The sequence below is a fragment of the Luteimonas sp. gir genome (genome assembly GCF_037198055.1).
Classification (GTDB): Bacteria; Pseudomonadota; Gammaproteobacteria; order Xanthomonadales; family Xanthomonadaceae; genus Luteimonas; species Luteimonas citri_A.
Genome location: NZ_JBBAXQ010000001.1, coordinates 775,678 through 791,568 on the forward strand (window position 1 = coordinate 775,678; position 15,891 = coordinate 791,568).

Consider the following 15,891-nt stretch of genomic DNA (forward strand, 5'->3'; position numbering starts at 1 on the left):
GCGCGACCGAACTGTGCCGATCCAAGGCTCGGGCTAAGGCGCGCCGCGCGGCGGCTTCGGGCTGAATGAATTGTCAGGCCGATGTTGGGACAAGTTGGATATCGGTGCCGACCGACTGCAGGGCATGGCGCATCGGCTGAACAAGCGTTGCGTCCTGAAGCGGAAGATCTGTCTCTGCGCCGGCGAGCACTGCCTTGACCAAACGCTTGGCTTGGACATGACTCAGTGGCGATGACTTGCGGAGCATCCGAACCAGCATGTTGCGCGTGTGTGCGAGATCATCTGTCCAAGCTCGCGACCTGTCGAAACTTGTTACCCGCAGGATGATGGGATGCATAGTCAGGGACTACGCCTGAACTAAGCCGCGCCCCAAAGTGGCGTCGGCTTGGATGAATTGTTGGGCGGAAACGCTACCAGCTGCAGTTGCGCGCTTGGTCTGGAATGCATGAGCTGCCCTGTAGAACTGCAGGTGGCGACGCGGCTGGAATGACCACTTTGTATTCGAACGCGGCTATACCACCGTGCTCGTACTCGATGATCCATTCGCGTCCTCTTCTTTCTGTACGCGTGAGCCGCCGTCTTGGCAAACGGTGGTCCATGATCACATCGGTGGCATTCCAAGCTGCATTTGTGTCTGCAAAGGAGCAGCCGTTGCACAGCGACACGAGAAAAGATTGAACCTCTGTGGGTAACTGGCTCATGGCCGCGACTGGCGGGGTAATAGGTTCTTGAGGCGCAGGTGGCGGATCCGTACGTGCGCTGTGATCCTTTAACTGGAGTCCACCAAGCACAGCGAGCACAGCGAGGAGCGCCAGCGCAGTAGCCGTAATCCGCGGCCAGCTCATCGCGGTGACTAACTTGAATTGGACTCCACGCTGTTCCATCTGCCGCCTGATGCCTGAGTTAAGCGGCCCGCTGAAACTGCCGCGCCGAACAGCGCCTCGAATTCCTGGCTAAACCGTTGGCTGCAACCCGTAGCCGCCGAGTGGCGTCGTCTCGAAGCGTTCGCCAAAGCCGGTGATGTGCGGCCGGGCCTTTGCGATGGCCGCCTGCACAGCCGGCAGCGCGAGCGAGGCCTGGTGATCGGCCTGGGTGACCCAGACCTCGGTCACCCAGATCGCATCTGCATCGGATGGATCCTCGGCCACGACGTAGCTCAGGCAACCGGGCATTGCCTGGGTGCCGTCCAACAGCGCCGACACCACCAGCGCGCGCTGGCCGGGTGCCAGCGTCATCTTTCCGATCAATCCGTACATGCGGTGGGCTCCTGGCTGTTGCAGCGGCGCGTTCTAGGACGAACGGTCTGGTTTGGTCTGGGCTGCAACGTCGGCGTGTTCGGATGGGCGTGCCTCGATCTGCCGCTGGATGTCGGGCGGCGGCGGGCGGCAGCCGCAGGCCGCCGCATGGGCCCGATGCCAGGCGAGGCGCTGCTCGGCCGTCGCATGCTCGGGCATGCGGTGCTGCGCATGCCAGTCTTTATTGGTCTTGCTCATCAAAGGCCTCCAGGACGGCAGGGAGGGCGCCGATGACCACCGCGCCGGCCGCGGGCAGGCCGATCAGCACCGCGCTCAGGACTTCCTGCCGCGAGGCACCGTGGGATTTGGCCGACTGGACGTGGAACGCCAGGCCCGAGGTGTTGCCGGTGGCGGCCAGCACCGCGAGATAGGCCAGGTCCGCGGTCTTTGCATCCAGTGCGCTGGCGGCGCCCAAGGCATCGGCGGCCTGGCGCCAGGCCTTGGCATGCTCCGGTGCTTGCTGCATGAACAACGCGAATGCGGGCGATACGTGCATCGGGGTTCCTTCGGGGCTCAACGGGTGGAATCGAACGGGGCCGCGGCCGGCGTGGCCTGGCGCGATGCTTCCGGATGCATCCATCGCATCGTGTACTCGTCCTGGCCCGTGGCGGCATCGACGGTGTGTCCGGCGATCGAGAACCCATGTGACTGGTAGAACGCGATGCTGGGCGCATTGGATGCGTACACCGACAGTTCCAGGCTCGATCTGCGTTGCTGGGCATGCCGCAACAACGCCGTGCCGATGCCCTGACCCTGTCGCTCCGGTGCGACGAACAGCGCGGCCAGTCGATCCTCGACCAGTGCGCAGAAGCCGGCGACGGTCGCCGCGTGCTCGAACACATGGACGTCGGCGGCCGGGAGGTACTGAGTGCGCATGGCCTCGAGCTGGCCCTGCCAGAGGTCGGGCGGTACGAAGTCATGGGCGCGGACGGATGCCCGCAGCCAGATGTCGAGGGCGGCCTCCATGTCGGTGGGTGCGAAGGTCCTGATCATCGTATCGTTGTGCGTCGTGCGTAAAGGTCGGTCGCGCGGAGGGAGGCGATCCGCAACGCCGGCAGGGGTGCCGCACGCCCGTGCGACCACGCGGGCATTCTCGGTGTGCCCTCCTGACGGGTCAACGTAGCGACGACGCACTAATCCTCGAGCAGCGCCAGATTGCGCACCGCGCCCTTGTCCGCACTGGTCGCCAGCAGCGCATAGGCCTTGAGGGCGGCGGTGACCTTGCGGGGGCGTGGCTGGGCCGGCTTCCAGCCGAGCGCGTGTTGCGCGGTGCGGCGTGCAGCGAGTTCTTCGGCAGCGACGCACAGATCGATGGCACGGCTGGGAATGTCGATGCGGATGCGGTCGCCGTTGCGGACCAGGGCGATCGTGCCGCCGGCGGCCGCCTCGGGCGAGACGTGGCCGATCGACAGGCCGGAGGTGCCGCCGGAGAAACGACCATCGGTCAGCAGCGCGCAGCGCTTGCCCAGGCCCTTGGACTTCAGGTAACTGGTCGGATACAGCATCTCCTGCATGCCGGGGCCGCCCTTGGGGCCTTCGTAGCGGATCACCACGACCTCGCCGGGCTGCACCTCATCGCCGAGGATGCCGGCGACCGCGGCGTCCTGGCTTTCGTACACGCGCGCCGGCCCCTCGAACACATGGATCGCAGCGTCGACGCCGGCAGTCTTGACCACGCAGCCGTCGGCGGCGAGGTTGCCGGCGAGCACGGCCAGGCCGCCTTCCTGCGAGTACGCGTGCGCCAGATCGCGGATGCAGCCTTGGGCGCGGTCGAGGTCGAGCGTGGGCCAGCGCGTGGCCTGGCTGAAGGCGGTCTGCGTGGGGATGCCGGCCGGCCCAGCGCGGAAGAACGTCTGCACCGCGTCGTCCTGCACGGTGGCGACGTCCCAGGCCGCGAGCGCGTCGCCGAGCGTTCTAGCGTGTACGGTGGCGACGTCCGTATGCAGCAAGCCGCCGCGCGCAAGTTCGGCCAGGATCGCCGGCACGCCACCGGCGCGGTGCACGTCCTCGACGTGGTAGTCGGGCGCGTTGGGGGCGACCTTGCACAGCTGCGGCACGCGGCGCGAGAGCCGGTCGATGTCGGCCATCGTGAAGTCGACGCCGGCTTCTTGCGCGGCGGCCAGCAGGTGCAGGATGGTGTTGGTCGAGCCGCCCATCGCGATGTCGAGCGTCATCGCGTTCTCGAACGCCTCGAACGTGGCGATGCCGCGCGGCAACGCGGTCGGGTCCTCGCCGCCGTACCAGCGGTGGCACAACTCGACCGCGGTGCGCGCGGCCTGCAGAAACAGTTGCTCGCGGTCGGCGTGGGTGGCCAGCAGGGTGCCGTTGCCCGGCAGCGACAGGCCCAGCGCCTCGGTCAGACAGTTCATCGAGTTGGCGGTGAACATGCCCGAGCATGAGCCGCAGGTCGGGCAGGCGCTGCGTTCGACCGCGGCGACCTGCTCGTCGCTGGCGGCGGGGTCGGCGGCCATCACCATCGCGTCGACCAGGTCGAGCTTGTGGTCGGCGAGCCTGGTCTTGCCTGCTTCCATCGGCCCCCCCGAAACGAACACCACCGGGATGTCCAGCCGCAATGCCGCCATCAACATGCCCGGAGTGATCTTGTCGCAGTTGGAGATGCACACCAGCGCATCGGCGCAGTGCGCGTTGACCATGTACTCGACCGCGTCGGCGATCAGCTCGCGGCTGGGCAGCGAATAGAGCATGCCGTCGTGGCCCATCGCGATGCCGTCGTCGACCGCGATGGTGTTGAACTCCTTGGCCACGCCACCCACGCGTTCGATCTCGCGCGCGACCAACTGGCCCATGTCCTTGAGATGCACGTGGCCGGGCACGAACTGGGTGAACGAGTTGGCGATCGCGACGATCGGCTTGTGGAAGTCGCCGTCGGTCATGCCGGTCGCGCGCCACAGCGCGCGGGCGCCGGCCATGTTGCGACCGGAAGTGGAGGTGCGGGAGCGGTAGTCGGGCATGAGGATGGCTGCAGTCGGCGGGGCTTGGGGCGGGAGGCGACGGTCAGGTAACGCCTTGGGCGAGCATCGCATCGGCGATCTTGATGAAGCCGGCGATGTTGGCGCCGGCGACGTAGTCGACGCGGCCGTCGGCGCGCTTGCCGTGGCGGACGCAGTGACCGTGAATGTCTTTCATGATCGCGTGCAGGCGCTCGTCGACCTCGGCGTGGTGCCAGGCCAGACGCAGCGCGTTCTGGCTCATCTCCAGGCCCGAGGTCGCGACGCCACCCGCGTTGCTGGCCTTGCCCGGGGCGTACAGCGTGCCGGCGGCCTGGAAGGCATCGATCGCTTCGAGCGTGCATGGCATGTTCGCGCCTTCGGCGACGCAGATCACGCCGTTGTCGATCAGTCTGCGCGCATCGGCCTCGTCGAGCTCGTTCTGGGTGGCGCAGGGCAAGGCGATCTCGGCCGGGATGTGCCAGGGGCGCCGGCCTTCGAGGTAGTCGAAACGCGGGTCGTCGGCCAGTTCGGCCAATCGGCCACGGCGCTGGTTCTTCAGCGCCATCAGCGTCTCGACCGCCTCGTTGTCGAAGCCGGCTTTGGCGTACAGCGTGCCGCCCGAGTCGGAGATAGTCAGCACGCGACCGCCGAGCTCGATGGCCTTGAGTGCGGCGTATTGGGCGACATTGCCGGCGCCCGAGATCAGCACCCGCGCCCCGTCGGTGTCGCGGCGCGCGTGGTGCAGCATCTGCTCGACGAAGTAGACGGTGCCGTAGCCGGTGGCCTCCGGACGCATCAGGCTCCCGCCATAGCTCAGGCCCTTGCCGGTGAACACGCAGCCGGCGTGGTTGGCGAGCTTCTTGAGATAACCGGCCATGAAGCCGATCTCGCGCGCGCCCACGCCGATGTCGCCGGCCGGCACGTCGGTGTCCGGGCCCAGGTGGCGATGGAGCTCGGCAATCAGCGCCTGGCAGAAGCGCATCACCTCGCCATCGCTGCGCCCCTTGGGGTCGAAGTCCGAGCCGCCCTTGCCGCCGCCCATCGGCAACGTGGTCAGCGCATTCTTGAAGGTCTGCTCGAACGCCAGGAACTTCAGGATCGACAGATTCACCGACGGGTGGAAGCGCATGCCGCCCTTGAACGGGCCGATCGCCGCGCTGTGCTGCACGCGCCAGGCGCGGTTGACCTGCACGCGGCCGCGATCGTCGACCCAGGGCACGCGGAACTGCACCACGCGTTCGGGTTCGACCAGGCGCTCGAGCAGCGCCTGGTCGCGGTAGTGCGGGTGGCGCGCCAGGAACGGCCACAGGCTGGCCATGACTTCGTGCACGGCCTGCAGGAACTCGGGCTGGTGCGGATCGCGCGCGGCGACCGTGCGCAGAAACGCGTCGAGCTCGGCGTCGCCGCCGCTCATGCCGCCTGTTCGCTGGCCAGGGCCAACTGCTGCACGATCGCGTCGGTGGCTTCGCGGGTCGAGCGGGCCGCATCGTGCGGCGCGAGATCGGCGGTGAACACGCCGGCATCGAGTACCGCGTCCACTGCCTGCTCGATGCAGGCCGCTTCCTGCGACAGACCCAGCGAGTAGCGCAGCAGCAGCGCGGCGCTGAGGATCGTGCCGACCGGGTTGGCGATGCCGCGGCCGGCGATGTCGGGCGCCGAGCCGTGGATCGGCTCGTACATGCCGACGCAGCCCTCGCCCAGCGACGCCGACGGCAGCAGGCCGAGCGAGCCGGCAAGCATCGAGGCCTCGTCGGTCAGGATGTCGCCGAACATGTTCTCGGTCACGATCACGTCGTAGGCGCGCGGCTTGGCCAGCAGGTGCATCGCCATCGAATCGACCAACTGGTGCTCGAGGGTGATGTCGGGGAATTCGTCGCGCACGACGCGGGTGGCGACCTCGCGCCACAGCCGCGAGGTCTCGAGCACGTTGGCCTTGTCGACCGAGGTCACGTGGCCGCGTCGCCCGCGGGCGAGCAGGCAGGCGCGACGCACGACGCGCTCGACCTCCTCGACCGAGTACCGGCACAGGTCGGTCGCCTGTGTCTCGCTGCGGGTCTTGTCACCGAAGTAGATGCCGCCGGTGAGTTCGCGTACGACCAGCAGGTCGACGCCGGCCAGCAGGTGCGACTTGATCGGCGAGGCGCCTGCGGCCGCGGCATGTGGGCGCACGGGGCGCAGGTTGGCGTACAGGCCCAGCGCCTTGCGGATCGCCAGCAGGCCCTGTTCCGGACGTACCGGCGCATCGGGCGCTGACCACTTGGGCCCGCCGACCGCGCCCAGCAGCACGGCATCGGCATCGCGCGCGGCGGCCAGCGTGGCATCGGGCAACGGCTGGCCGGTGGCGTCGATCGCGGCGCCGCCGATCAGATGCTCGTGCAGCGTGAAGCGGTGGCCGAAGCGGTGCGCGACTGCCTGCAGCACGTCGACCGCGGCGGCGGTCACTTCCGGGCCGATGCCGTCGCCCGGCAGTACGACGATGTCAGCGTGCATGGTGGCGCTCCTCATAGGATCGGATCTCGGCGCTGCGCGCCAGCAGGTAGCCCATCTCGTCGACGCCCTCGAGCAGGCAGGTGCGCGCGAACGCGTCGAGCGGGAAACGATGGACGGCGCCAGCCGGTGTCCGCAGTTCGCAGGCGTCGATGTCGACCGTCAGCACGTCGTCGGGCCGCGACATCAGGTCCTGGACGACCGCCTCGGGCAGCACGACCGCCAGCAGGCCGTTCTTGAGCGCATTGTTGCGGAAGATGTCGGCGATCTCGCTGCTCACGACCACGCGCAGGCCCAGATCGCGCAGCGCCCATGGCGCGTGCTCGCGCGAGGAGCCGCAGCCGAAGTTGCGCCCGGCCAGCAGGATCTCGCGGCCGGCGTTGTGCGGTTGGTTGAACGCGAAGTCGGGATTGGGCGTACCGTCGTCGCGCCAGCGCCAGTCGTTGAAGGCGTGCCGGCCCAGGCCTTGGCGTTCGGTGGTGGACAGAAAGCGCGCGGGAATGATCTGGTCGGTGTCGATGTTGGTCTGGGCCAGCACGACGCTGGCCGAGACGATCCGTGAACTGGCGGGCATCGGCGCTTCTTCAGGCAAGGGGACGGAAGGGGAATGCGAGGCGTGCATCAGGCCACCGCCCGGCGGTCGTCGAACAGCTCGCGCGGATCGGCGACGATCCCGCGCACGGCGGCCCAGGCAGCCGTGGTCGGCGAGGCCAGCAGTGTGCGCGCGCCGGGCCCCTGGCGGCCTTCGAAATTGCGATTGCTGGTGCTCACCGCCAGTTGCCCAGGCGCGACCAGGTCGCCATTCATCGCGATGCACATCGAGCAGCCGGGCTCGCGCCATTCGGCGCCGGCCGCGCGCACGATCGCATCGATGCCTTCGGCTTCGGCTTCGCGCTTGACGATCTCCGATCCGGGGACCACGAGCATCCGCACGCCGTCCGCGACGCGGCGGCCCTGCAACACCTGGGCGACCTCGCGCATGTCGCGCAGTCGGCCGTTGGTGCACGAACCGACGAACACCACGTCGACCGGCATGCCAGCCAATGGACGGCCGGCGGCGACGCGCATGTAGTCCTGGCCCTTGCGCTCGGCGGCATCGCTGGCCTCGGGCACCGGCACGTCGACGCCGATCGCGGTGCCCGGGTGCGTGCCCCAGGTCAGCGTCGGGCGGATGTCGGCCGCGTCGATGCGCACCTCGACATCGAACGCGGCGCCCGGGTCGCTGCGCAGCGTGCGCCAGTACGCCATGGCAGCGTCGAAATCCGCGCCCTTGGGGCCGCGCGGCGTGCGCGCGATCCAGTCGAAGGTGGTGTCGTCGGGCGCGACCATGCCGGCGCGCGCGCCGGCCTCGATCGACATGTTGCACAAGGTCATGCGCTGTTCCATGTCCATCGCCTCGATGGTCGAGCCGCGGTACTCGATGACATGGCCGGTGCCGCCGTTGACGCCGATCACCCCGATCGCATGCAAGGTCACGTCCTTGGCGCCGACGCCCGGCGCGAGCGTGCCTTCGACGGTGATCGCCATCGTCTTGGGCCGCCGTTGCAACAGGCACTGCGTGGCCAGCACGTTGCCGACTTCGCTGGTGCCGATGCCGAAGGCGAGCGCGCCGAACGCGCCGTGGGTCGAGGTGTGGCTGTCGCCGCAGACAATGGTCATGCCCGGCTGGGTGAAGCCCTGCTCGGGCGCAATCACATGGACGATGCCACGCTGGTCGGAGGCCATGTCGAACAGTTCGATGCCGAACTGCGCGCAGTTGGCGGCGAGGGTCTCGACCTGCTTCTCGGCGGCCGCGTTGGCGTAGGGCAGACGACCGTCGGGCCCTGCCGGTAGCGTCGGCGTGGAGTGGTCCATGGTCGCCTTGGTACGGTCGGGCCGGCGCGGCGACAGCCCGCGCGCGCGCAGCTCGGTGAACGCCTGCGGCGAGGTGACCTCGTGGATCAGATGCAGGTCGATGTAGAGCACCGCGGGCGCGGCGTCGGTCTCGGGGATCACGACGTGCGCATCCCACAGCTTGTCGAACAGGGTCTTGGGCGAACTGGCGGTCATTGCGGGCTCGGGAGAATGGCAGTCAGGCATGGGCGGCATGGGGCTTGGCGGCAACGCCCGCGGTGGCGGTTGCGCTGCGACCGCGCAGGATGCGATTGGCGACATCCAGCCAGGCCAGCGCGCTGGCCTCGATGATGTCGCGGCTGGTGCCGCTGCCATCGAAGATGGCGTCGCCGTGGCGCACGCTGACGCTGGCCTCGCCGCGGGCGTCGCGGCCGGTGCCGACACTGTGCACCTGGTAGCTCTCCAGCGACAGGTCCACGCCGGTCGCCGTCGCCAGCGCCGCGAACAGCGCGTCCACCGGCCCGTCGCCCAGCGCGCTTTCGCTGACCTTGTTGCCGTTGGGATCGGACAGCTCGATCATCGCGCTCGCACGCTGACCGCGATCGCTGATCGTCATCGATGCCAGGCGCCAGCCCTGGCCGTGCACGTCGCCGTGCATCAACGCCTCCAGGTCGTCGTCCTCGACCACGCGCTGGCGCTCGCACAATGCCTTGAATTCGGCGAATACCTGGTCGAGCTGCGCATCCTCGACCGTGTAACCCAGCGCGCGCAGCCGGTGGCCGACCGCGGCACGGCCGCTGTGCCGGCCCAGCACCAGTTTGGAATCGGGCCAGCCGACGTCCGAGGGGTTCATGATTTCGTAGGTGCCGCGGTGGCGCAGCATGCCGTGCTGGTGGATGCCCGACTCGTGCGCGAACGCGTTCTCGCCGACGATCGCCTTGTTGCGCTGTACGCTCATGCCGGTCAGGCGGCGCAGCAGCTGCGAGGTGGGCACCAGCCGACGGGTGTCGATGCCGGTGTCGATGTCGTAGAAGGCGTTGCGGACTTTCAGCGCCATCACCAGCTCTTCCAGCGCGGCATTGCCAGCACGCTCGCCGATGCCGTTGATCGTGCATTCGACCTGGCGCGCGCCGCCCTCGATCGCGGCCAGCGAGTTGGCGACCGCCAGGCCCAGGTCGTTGTGGCAATGCGCGCTGAAGATCACGTCGCGGGCGCCGGGGACGCTGGCGATCAGTCTCTGGAACAGCGCTCGGCTTTCCTCGGGCGTCGCATAGCCCAGGGTGTCGGGGACATTGATCGTGCCGGCGCCGCTGGCGATCGCCGCGGCGATGACCTCGGCCAAGAAATCCTCCTCGGTACGGGTGCCGTCCTCGGTCGAGAACTCGACGTCGTCGACCAGCCGTCGGGCATGCGCGACGCTGGTGGCGGCCATGTCCAGCACCTGTTGCCTGCTCATGCGCAGCTTGTGCTCGCGGTGCAGCGGGCTGGTGGAGATGAAGACGTGGATGCGCGGACGAGCGGTGCCCTCGAGTGCGCGCGCCGAGGCCTCGATGTCGGCGGGCAGGCAGCGCGAGAGCACCGCCAGCGTCGGCGTGCGGACCTCGCGCGCGATCAGCCGCGCGGCCTCGCGGTCGGATTCGGAACTGGCGGGAAAGCCGGTCTCGATGATGTCCACGCCCAGCTCGGCGAGCGCGCGGGCCATCACGACCTTCTGTTGCGGCGACATGCTGCAGCCCGGCGATTGTTCGCCGTCGCGCAGGGTGGTGTCGAAAATTCGAATGGTGTCGGAAGCGGTCATGCGGGAAGTTCCTCGGTAATACGGTGGGACGTGCGGTCGGGTGGCGCTTTGATCGCGCATCGAAGTCGAGGTTCGCCGCCTCCGGCCGGCGCTGCGGTGCCCAGGTCGTTGCGCCGCCTCGGCGTGGCGGCCGGTGCCGGCGGCGCCGCGGTCGGCGCGGTCGCGTCGACGATGCGCTGGCGACGCCTGGGCTTGCGCGGCGGCCGCGGGCGGACCTCCGACAGCAAGCGTGCCAGCACCCCGGCGTCGAGGTTGCCGCCCGAGACCACCGCGACCTTGCGGCGTCCGGCGACGCGGCGTCCAGCGGCCAGCGCCAGCGCGCCGGCGCCCTCGGCGATCACGTGTTCCTCCAGTGCCAGGCGGACCAGGGTTTCGCGCAGTTCCGCCTCGCGGACGATGACCACATCGTCGAGCAGGTCGGCCAGCAACGCCCGGGTCAGCTGGCCGGGGTCGGCCACGCGCACGCCGTCGGCCAGCGTGGCGACGGGCGAGAACGGTCCATCTTCGCCGCGCAGCACGCGCGCCATCGCGTCCACGCCTTCGACCTGGGCACCGACGATACGCACACCCTGGCTCTTGAGCGCGAGCGCTACGCCAGCCGCGAGCCCACCGCCGCCGATCGGCACGATGACCACGTCCGGCACCAGCGCCGCGGCGATCTCCAGACCGACGGTGCCCTGGCCGGCGATCACGTCGATATCGTCGAAGGCCGACAGCAGCCGGAAGCCGTTCTGCGCCGCCAGTTCGCCTGCGAACGCCTTGGCCTCGTCGTAGGTGTCGCCGTGCAGGCGCACCGTGGCGCCCCAGTGCGCGACGCCGGCGATCTTGGTCTGCGGCGCGTTGCGCGGCATCACCGTGATCGCCGGAACGCCGAGCCGGTAGGCGGCCCAGGCCATGCCCTGGGCGTGGTTGCCGGCCGAGGCGGCGATGACCGTGCGGTCGTCACCGCGCTCGCGTGCGGCCAGCAGCGCGTTGAGGGCACCGCGCACCTTGTACGAGCCGGTGCGCTGAAGATTCTCCAGCTTCAGCCAACAGCCGAAGCGCTCGGCATAGTGGATCGGGGTGGCGTCGAGATGGCGGCGCAACCGCGCCTGTGCCGCCAGCACATCGCTGGCGGTGGCGCGGGGCGTACGGCGTACATCGGGGTCGGGCATGCTCAAACCGCCGTCAGCCAGCCGCGGCCGGCCTCGGCCTGGCCGCGCACCACGCGGGCGTACAGATCGGCCAGTTCGCGGGTGACCGGATTGTCGCCATAGATCCGGTCCTCGATCGCCTGCACCGGCGCGACCTCGGCGGCGGTGCCGCAGGCGAACACCTCGTCGGCATCCAGCAGTTCGGCGACGGTGACCGCGCGCGACGGCGCGCCGGTCAGCGCGATCAGAGTGTCGCGGGTGATCCCGGGCAACGCGTCGCGGTGGGCGACTGCGGTCAGGCGACCGTCCTTGACCAGGAACACGTTGGCGCCGGTGCATTCGACGACGAAGCCGTCGGCGTCGGTGAACAGCGCCTCGTCGAAGCCGCGCGACTTGCTCTGCCGTTTGGCCAGGATCGAGTTGACGTAGGCGCCGCACAGTTTGAGCGGTGGCAGCGAATCGGCAGGATTGCGCCGCCAACTGCTGATGCCCAGCCGTGCGCGGGTACCGGCCAGGTGCACGCGCGTGGCGGTGGTGGCGACCATCAGATGTTCGGTGTGGCCCTCGACATCGAGCCCGAAGCCGCCTTCGCCGAACCAGGCCAGCGGTCGGATGTAGGCGTCGCGATGGCGGTTGGCGCGCAGCGTCGCCAGCACCGCCTCGGTCGCGAGCGCCGGATCGAATGCCATGCCCAGCAGCGCTGCCCCCTCGCGCATCCGCGCCAGGTGCTCGGGCAGCCGGAACACAGCGGTGCCGTCGTCGGTGGCATAGGCGCGGATGCCCTCGAACACGCCGCTGCCGTAATGCATCGCGTGCGTGGTCAGGCCGGCCTGTAGCGCATCGACGTCGTGCAGCGCGCCGTCGTACCAAACCCGGTCGCTGGGTGCTCGCGCGGCGTCGGCGATCGGTGCGTCCGCGACCGCGGCATCGGCGGCGACGTTCAACGACACGGCTGCACCTCCACCGACAGGCAGTCGTAGAGCTTGGCCAACTGGCCCTGCAGCGCGCTCGCGGCGCGGTCGCCTTCGACAGTCATGCGCAGCGACCAGCGGTCGTCGTCCTCGCCAGCGGCGCCTTCGAAGGTCAGCGGTCGGAAGCCGCGACGCTCGGTGGTGCCCAGCACGCGCACCAGCGCACCTTCGGCGCGGCGCAGGGTCATCTCAAACTGGTAACGCATGGCGGCATTCCTCGGGAGCGGGGGAGGCGGGGTCGGTCAAGGGCGGGGCGCCGGCGGTTGTGGCATCGGCCTCGATGTCGGCATCGGCGTGGTCGAGCATCTGCGCGTTGTTGTGGTTGGGCGGCACCAGCGGCCAGACGTTGGCGGCGGTGTCGATGGCGACATGCAGCAGCGTCGGGCCCGGCGCATCGAGCAGCGCCTGCAACGCCGCCTCGACGTCGTCGCTGCGGTCGACCGACAGCGCCTGGATGCCGAATGCGCGGGCGACCTGGGCGAAGTCGGGGTTGTCGGACAGGTCGATCTCCGAATAGCGGCGATCGAAGAACAACTCCTGCCATTGCCGCACCATGCCCAGCGCCTGGTTGTCGAGCAGCACGATCTTGACCGGCACTTGATAGCGCTTGAGCGTGGCCAGCTCCTGCACGTTCATCAGGAACGAGCCGTCGCCGCTGACGCACACCACGCGCCGCCTCGGATCCTCGAGCTGAGCGCCGATCGCGGCCGGCAGGCCGAAGCCCATCGCACCCAGCGCGCCGCTGGTCAGGTGCTTGCGCGGATGGTCGAAGCGCCAGTGCTGGGCGACCCACATCTGGTGCTGGCCGACGTCGCAGGCCACCACGGCGTCAGGCGCCAGTTCGCTCAGGCGCTTGAGCAGCGCGGGGGCGTAGACCTTGTCGCCCGGTGCGTCGTAGCGGGCGGCGAAGCGTTCGCGTCGCTCCGCGCACAGCGCACGCCACTGCGCACGCGCTGCGGCAAAGCGCCCGTGCCTGTGGGCGGCGCAAGGCGCGGCCAGCCGCGACAGGCTGGCGGCGACGTCGCCGCAGACCGCGACATCGGTTTCGCGCAGCTTGCCGATCTCGCAGCCGTCGCCGTCCAGGTGCACGATCCGCGCGTGTGGGGCGAACTCGGCCAGCTTGCCGGTGGCGCGGTCGTCAAAGCGCGCGCCCACGACCAGCAGCAGGTCGGCTTCTTGCACCGCCAGGTTCGCCGCGCGCGTGCCGTGCATGCCGAGCATGCCCAGATTCGCCGGATGCGAGGGTGGCAGTGCACCCAGGCCGCGCAGCGTCAGCACGGTCGGGATCGCGGTCAGGTCGGCGAACTCGCGGAACGCCTCCAGCGCGTCGCCCAGCACGATGCCGCCGCCGCCGTAGACGACCGGACGCTGCGCCTGCGCGAGCAATGCCGCCGCCTCGTGCAGCGCGTGGTCGGCGCAGGCCGGCATCGTGTCGGCGCGCGAGGGCACGTATGCCCCCAGGTGGGCGGCGTCGCCGATCTGCACGTCCTTGGGCATGTCGATCAGCACCGGGCCGGGACGCCCGGAGCGGGCGAGCCGGAACGCTTCGGCGACCGCCCGTGGCAGTTCGTCGACACTGCGCACCAGGAAGCTGTGCTTGACGATCGGCAGCGTCATGCCGAACACGTCCAGTTCCTGGAACGCGTCGGTTCCCATCAGCGGCGTGGCGACCTGGCCGGTGATGATCACCATCGGCACCGAATCGAGCATCGCATCGGCGATACCGGTGACCAGGTTCGAGGCGCCCGGGCCGGAGGTCGCCACACAGACGCCGACGCGCCCGCTGGCCCGCGCGAACCCGTTCGCGGCGAACGCCGCGCCCTGTTCGTGGCGGACCAAGACGTGCTTCAGCGACGCGCCGTGCAGCGCGTCGTAGAACGGCATGATCGCGCCGCCCGGATAACCGAAGATCGTCTCGACCCCTTCGGCCTCCAGCGCCTGCACCAGCCAGCGGGCGCCATTCATCACGCGGCCTCGCTCTGCTCGCCCAGCCAGGTCATCTTTGCGCGCAGCTGGCGGCCGACCTGCTCGATCGGGTGATCGAAATCGGCCTGCTTGTAGCGCTTGTAGTTCGGCAGCCCGGCTTCGTATTCGGCGACCCAGTTCTTGGCGAACGTGCCGTCCTGGATGTCGGCCAGCACCTCCTTCATGCGCGCCTTGACGCCGGCGTCGATCACGCGCGGACCGCTGACGTAATCGCCATACTGCGCGGTCTCGGAGATGAACTCGAGCATGCGGGTGATGCCGCCCTCGTAGAACAGATCGACGATCAGCTTGAGCTCGTGCAGCACCTCGTAATACGCGATCTCGGGCTGGTAACCGGCCTCGACCAGCGTCTCGAAGCCGGCCTGCACCAGCGACGACGCACCGCCGCACAGCACCGCCTGCTCGCCGAACAGATCGGTTTCGGTCTCTTCCTTGAACGTGGTCTCGATCACGTTGGCGCGTGCGCCGCCCAGGCCCGCGGCATAGGCCAGCGCGGTGTCGCGGGCACGGCCGCTGCGATCCTGGTGCACGGCGTAGATGCACGGCACGCCGCGGCCGATCTCGTATTCGCGGCGCACCAGCGCACCGGGTCCCTTGGGCGCGACCAGGACCACATCCAGGTCCTCGCGCGGGGCGATCATGCCGTAATGCACGTTCAGGCCGTGCGCGAACAACAGGGTCGCGCCCTGCTTCATATGCGGCGCCAGCACTTCGGTATAGAGCTGCTTCTGCACCATGTCCGGCGTCAGCACGGCGACCAGGTCGGCCTCGCGCACCGCGTCGGCGGGCGCCTTGACGATGAAGCCATCGGCCTTGGCCTTGTGCTCGGTCGGCCCGCCGGGGCGCAGGCCGACGACGACGTCGAAGCCCGAGTCGCGCAGGTTCAGCGCGTGCGCGCGGCCTTGGCTGCCGTAGCCGACGATGGCGATGGAGGGGTGTGCATTGCTCATGGGCGATCGTGTCCGCTGGAAGAAAAGGAAGAGGCGGGCGTCGGGATCGACGCCCGGATACGACGACGGCCGGAGGTCGAGGGCATCGCCCTGTTCCAACCGGCCGTCGCATGCGTTGTCATCGCAGCGCCAGTGCGTGCAGGTGGCCGACACGCCCGCGCCGCGCCGCGAGCGCCGGGGACGGCGCTGCGGGCGGATGGGAAGGCGGGCATCGTGTCGGGCATCGGTTGGCTCTGGTGCTGGCAATGGGCAACAAAAAACCCCGCGCTTGTCGGCGCGGGGTTCGGTTCTTTCGACCTTGGGTTTCGCTTTCTCTACACGAACCCCGTTCCCGCGCCTGTCTGGACGGTAATAAGAAGTACGGCGATAAGGAGCGCGGTGGTCGCGGCGAACATGACGGCCCGGTCACCGGTGGCGGTGCGGGCGGGGAGCTGCATGCGGGTGCTGCGCTGCGTCATGGGTCGAGAAGAGCATGCCTGCGGATGGG

Annotated in this window: 17 protein-coding genes; all 17 read right to left on the minus strand. The window is 69.3% G+C overall.

Translation table 11 applies throughout. From position 1 onward, the window contains the following. Nucleotides 1-73: 73 nt before the first annotated feature. Nucleotides 74-337, minus strand: a complete 264-nt coding sequence (locus WAF18_RS03475; RefSeq protein ID WP_337243888.1) for a hypothetical protein — start codon at nucleotides 335-337, stop codon at nucleotides 74-76. 616 nt (nucleotides 338-953) lie between these two features. Next, nucleotides 954-1,256 (minus strand): putative quinol monooxygenase, encoded by a 303-nt coding sequence (locus WAF18_RS03480; RefSeq protein WP_337243889.1) that lies wholly within the window; start codon nucleotides 1,254-1,256, stop codon nucleotides 954-956. Nucleotides 1,257-1,289: 33 nt separating this feature from the next. Then, nucleotides 1,290-1,493 carry a hypothetical protein gene (locus tag WAF18_RS03485; protein WP_337243890.1) on the minus strand — a complete coding sequence of 68 codons (204 nt, stop codon included), beginning with the start codon at nucleotides 1,491-1,493 and terminating at the stop codon, nucleotides 1,290-1,292. Then, on the minus strand, nucleotides 1,477-1,791 hold the full coding sequence (locus WAF18_RS03490) for a carboxymuconolactone decarboxylase family protein (protein ID WP_337243891.1): 315 nt from the start codon (nucleotides 1,789-1,791) through the stop codon (nucleotides 1,477-1,479). Before WAF18_RS03490 ends, WAF18_RS03485 begins: the two co-directional genes overlap by 17 nt. Nucleotides 1,792-1,808: 17 nt before the next feature. Further along, the gene (locus tag WAF18_RS03495; protein WP_337243892.1) at nucleotides 1,809-2,288 is read right to left on the minus strand and encodes an N-acetyltransferase; all 480 of its coding nucleotides are present in this window, start codon (nucleotides 2,286-2,288) and stop codon (nucleotides 1,809-1,811) included. 140 nt (nucleotides 2,289-2,428) lie between these two features. Next, on the minus strand, nucleotides 2,429-4,267 hold the full coding sequence (gene ilvD / locus WAF18_RS03500) for a dihydroxy-acid dehydratase (protein ID WP_337243893.1): 1,839 nt from the start codon (nucleotides 4,265-4,267) through the stop codon (nucleotides 2,429-2,431). Between the two features lie 43 nt (nucleotides 4,268-4,310). Next, complete coding sequence (gdhA, locus tag WAF18_RS03505; protein WP_337243894.1) at nucleotides 4,311-5,660, minus strand: NADP-specific glutamate dehydrogenase; 1,350 nt, start codon at nucleotides 5,658-5,660, stop codon at nucleotides 4,311-4,313. Further along, nucleotides 5,657-6,736: a 3-isopropylmalate dehydrogenase gene (leuB, locus tag WAF18_RS03510; RefSeq protein WP_337243895.1), complete on the minus strand. Its 1,080-nt coding sequence runs from the start codon at nucleotides 6,734-6,736 to the stop codon at nucleotides 5,657-5,659. The genes gdhA and leuB overlap by 4 nt, the downstream gene beginning before the upstream one ends. Continuing rightward, nucleotides 6,726-7,307 carry a 3-isopropylmalate dehydratase small subunit gene (gene leuD, locus WAF18_RS03515; RefSeq protein ID WP_337243896.1) on the minus strand — a complete coding sequence of 194 codons (582 nt, stop codon included), beginning with the start codon at nucleotides 7,305-7,307 and terminating at the stop codon, nucleotides 6,726-6,728. The genes leuB and leuD overlap by 11 nt, the downstream gene beginning before the upstream one ends. A 47-nt stretch (nucleotides 7,308-7,354) precedes the next feature. After that, the gene (leuC, locus tag WAF18_RS03520) at nucleotides 7,355-8,782 is read right to left on the minus strand and encodes a 3-isopropylmalate dehydratase large subunit (RefSeq protein ID WP_337243897.1); all 1,428 of its coding nucleotides are present in this window, start codon (nucleotides 8,780-8,782) and stop codon (nucleotides 7,355-7,357) included. A 22-nt stretch (nucleotides 8,783-8,804) separates the two neighbouring features. Beyond that, nucleotides 8,805-10,364, minus strand: a complete 1,560-nt coding sequence (locus WAF18_RS03525; protein WP_337243898.1) for a 2-isopropylmalate synthase — start codon at nucleotides 10,362-10,364, stop codon at nucleotides 8,805-8,807. Then, nucleotides 10,361-11,518 (minus strand): threonine dehydratase, encoded by a 1,158-nt coding sequence (locus tag WAF18_RS03530; protein ID WP_337243899.1) that lies wholly within the window; start codon nucleotides 11,516-11,518, stop codon nucleotides 10,361-10,363. Before WAF18_RS03530 ends, WAF18_RS03525 begins: the two co-directional genes overlap by 4 nt. 2 nt (nucleotides 11,519-11,520) lie before the next feature. Next, nucleotides 11,521-12,447, minus strand: a complete 927-nt coding sequence (locus WAF18_RS03535) for an aminotransferase class IV (protein WP_337243900.1) — start codon at nucleotides 12,445-12,447, stop codon at nucleotides 11,521-11,523. Next, nucleotides 12,438-12,674: an ACT domain-containing protein gene (locus WAF18_RS03540; protein WP_183424712.1), complete on the minus strand. Its 237-nt coding sequence runs from the start codon at nucleotides 12,672-12,674 to the stop codon at nucleotides 12,438-12,440. Before WAF18_RS03540 ends, WAF18_RS03535 begins: the two co-directional genes overlap by 10 nt. Further along, nucleotides 12,658-14,433: an acetolactate synthase 2 catalytic subunit gene (gene ilvG / locus WAF18_RS03545; RefSeq protein ID WP_337243901.1), complete on the minus strand. Its 1,776-nt coding sequence runs from the start codon at nucleotides 14,431-14,433 to the stop codon at nucleotides 12,658-12,660. The genes WAF18_RS03540 and ilvG overlap by 17 nt, the downstream gene beginning before the upstream one ends. Beyond that, complete coding sequence (gene ilvC / locus WAF18_RS03550; protein ID WP_337243902.1) at nucleotides 14,433-15,404, minus strand: ketol-acid reductoisomerase; 972 nt, start codon at nucleotides 15,402-15,404, stop codon at nucleotides 14,433-14,435. The genes ilvG and ilvC overlap by 1 nt, the downstream gene beginning before the upstream one ends. Nucleotides 15,405-15,718: 314 nt before the next feature. Beyond that, complete coding sequence (locus tag WAF18_RS03555; RefSeq protein WP_337243903.1) at nucleotides 15,719-15,862, minus strand: hypothetical protein; 144 nt, start codon at nucleotides 15,860-15,862, stop codon at nucleotides 15,719-15,721. Between the last annotated feature and the right edge of the window lie 29 nt (nucleotides 15,863-15,891).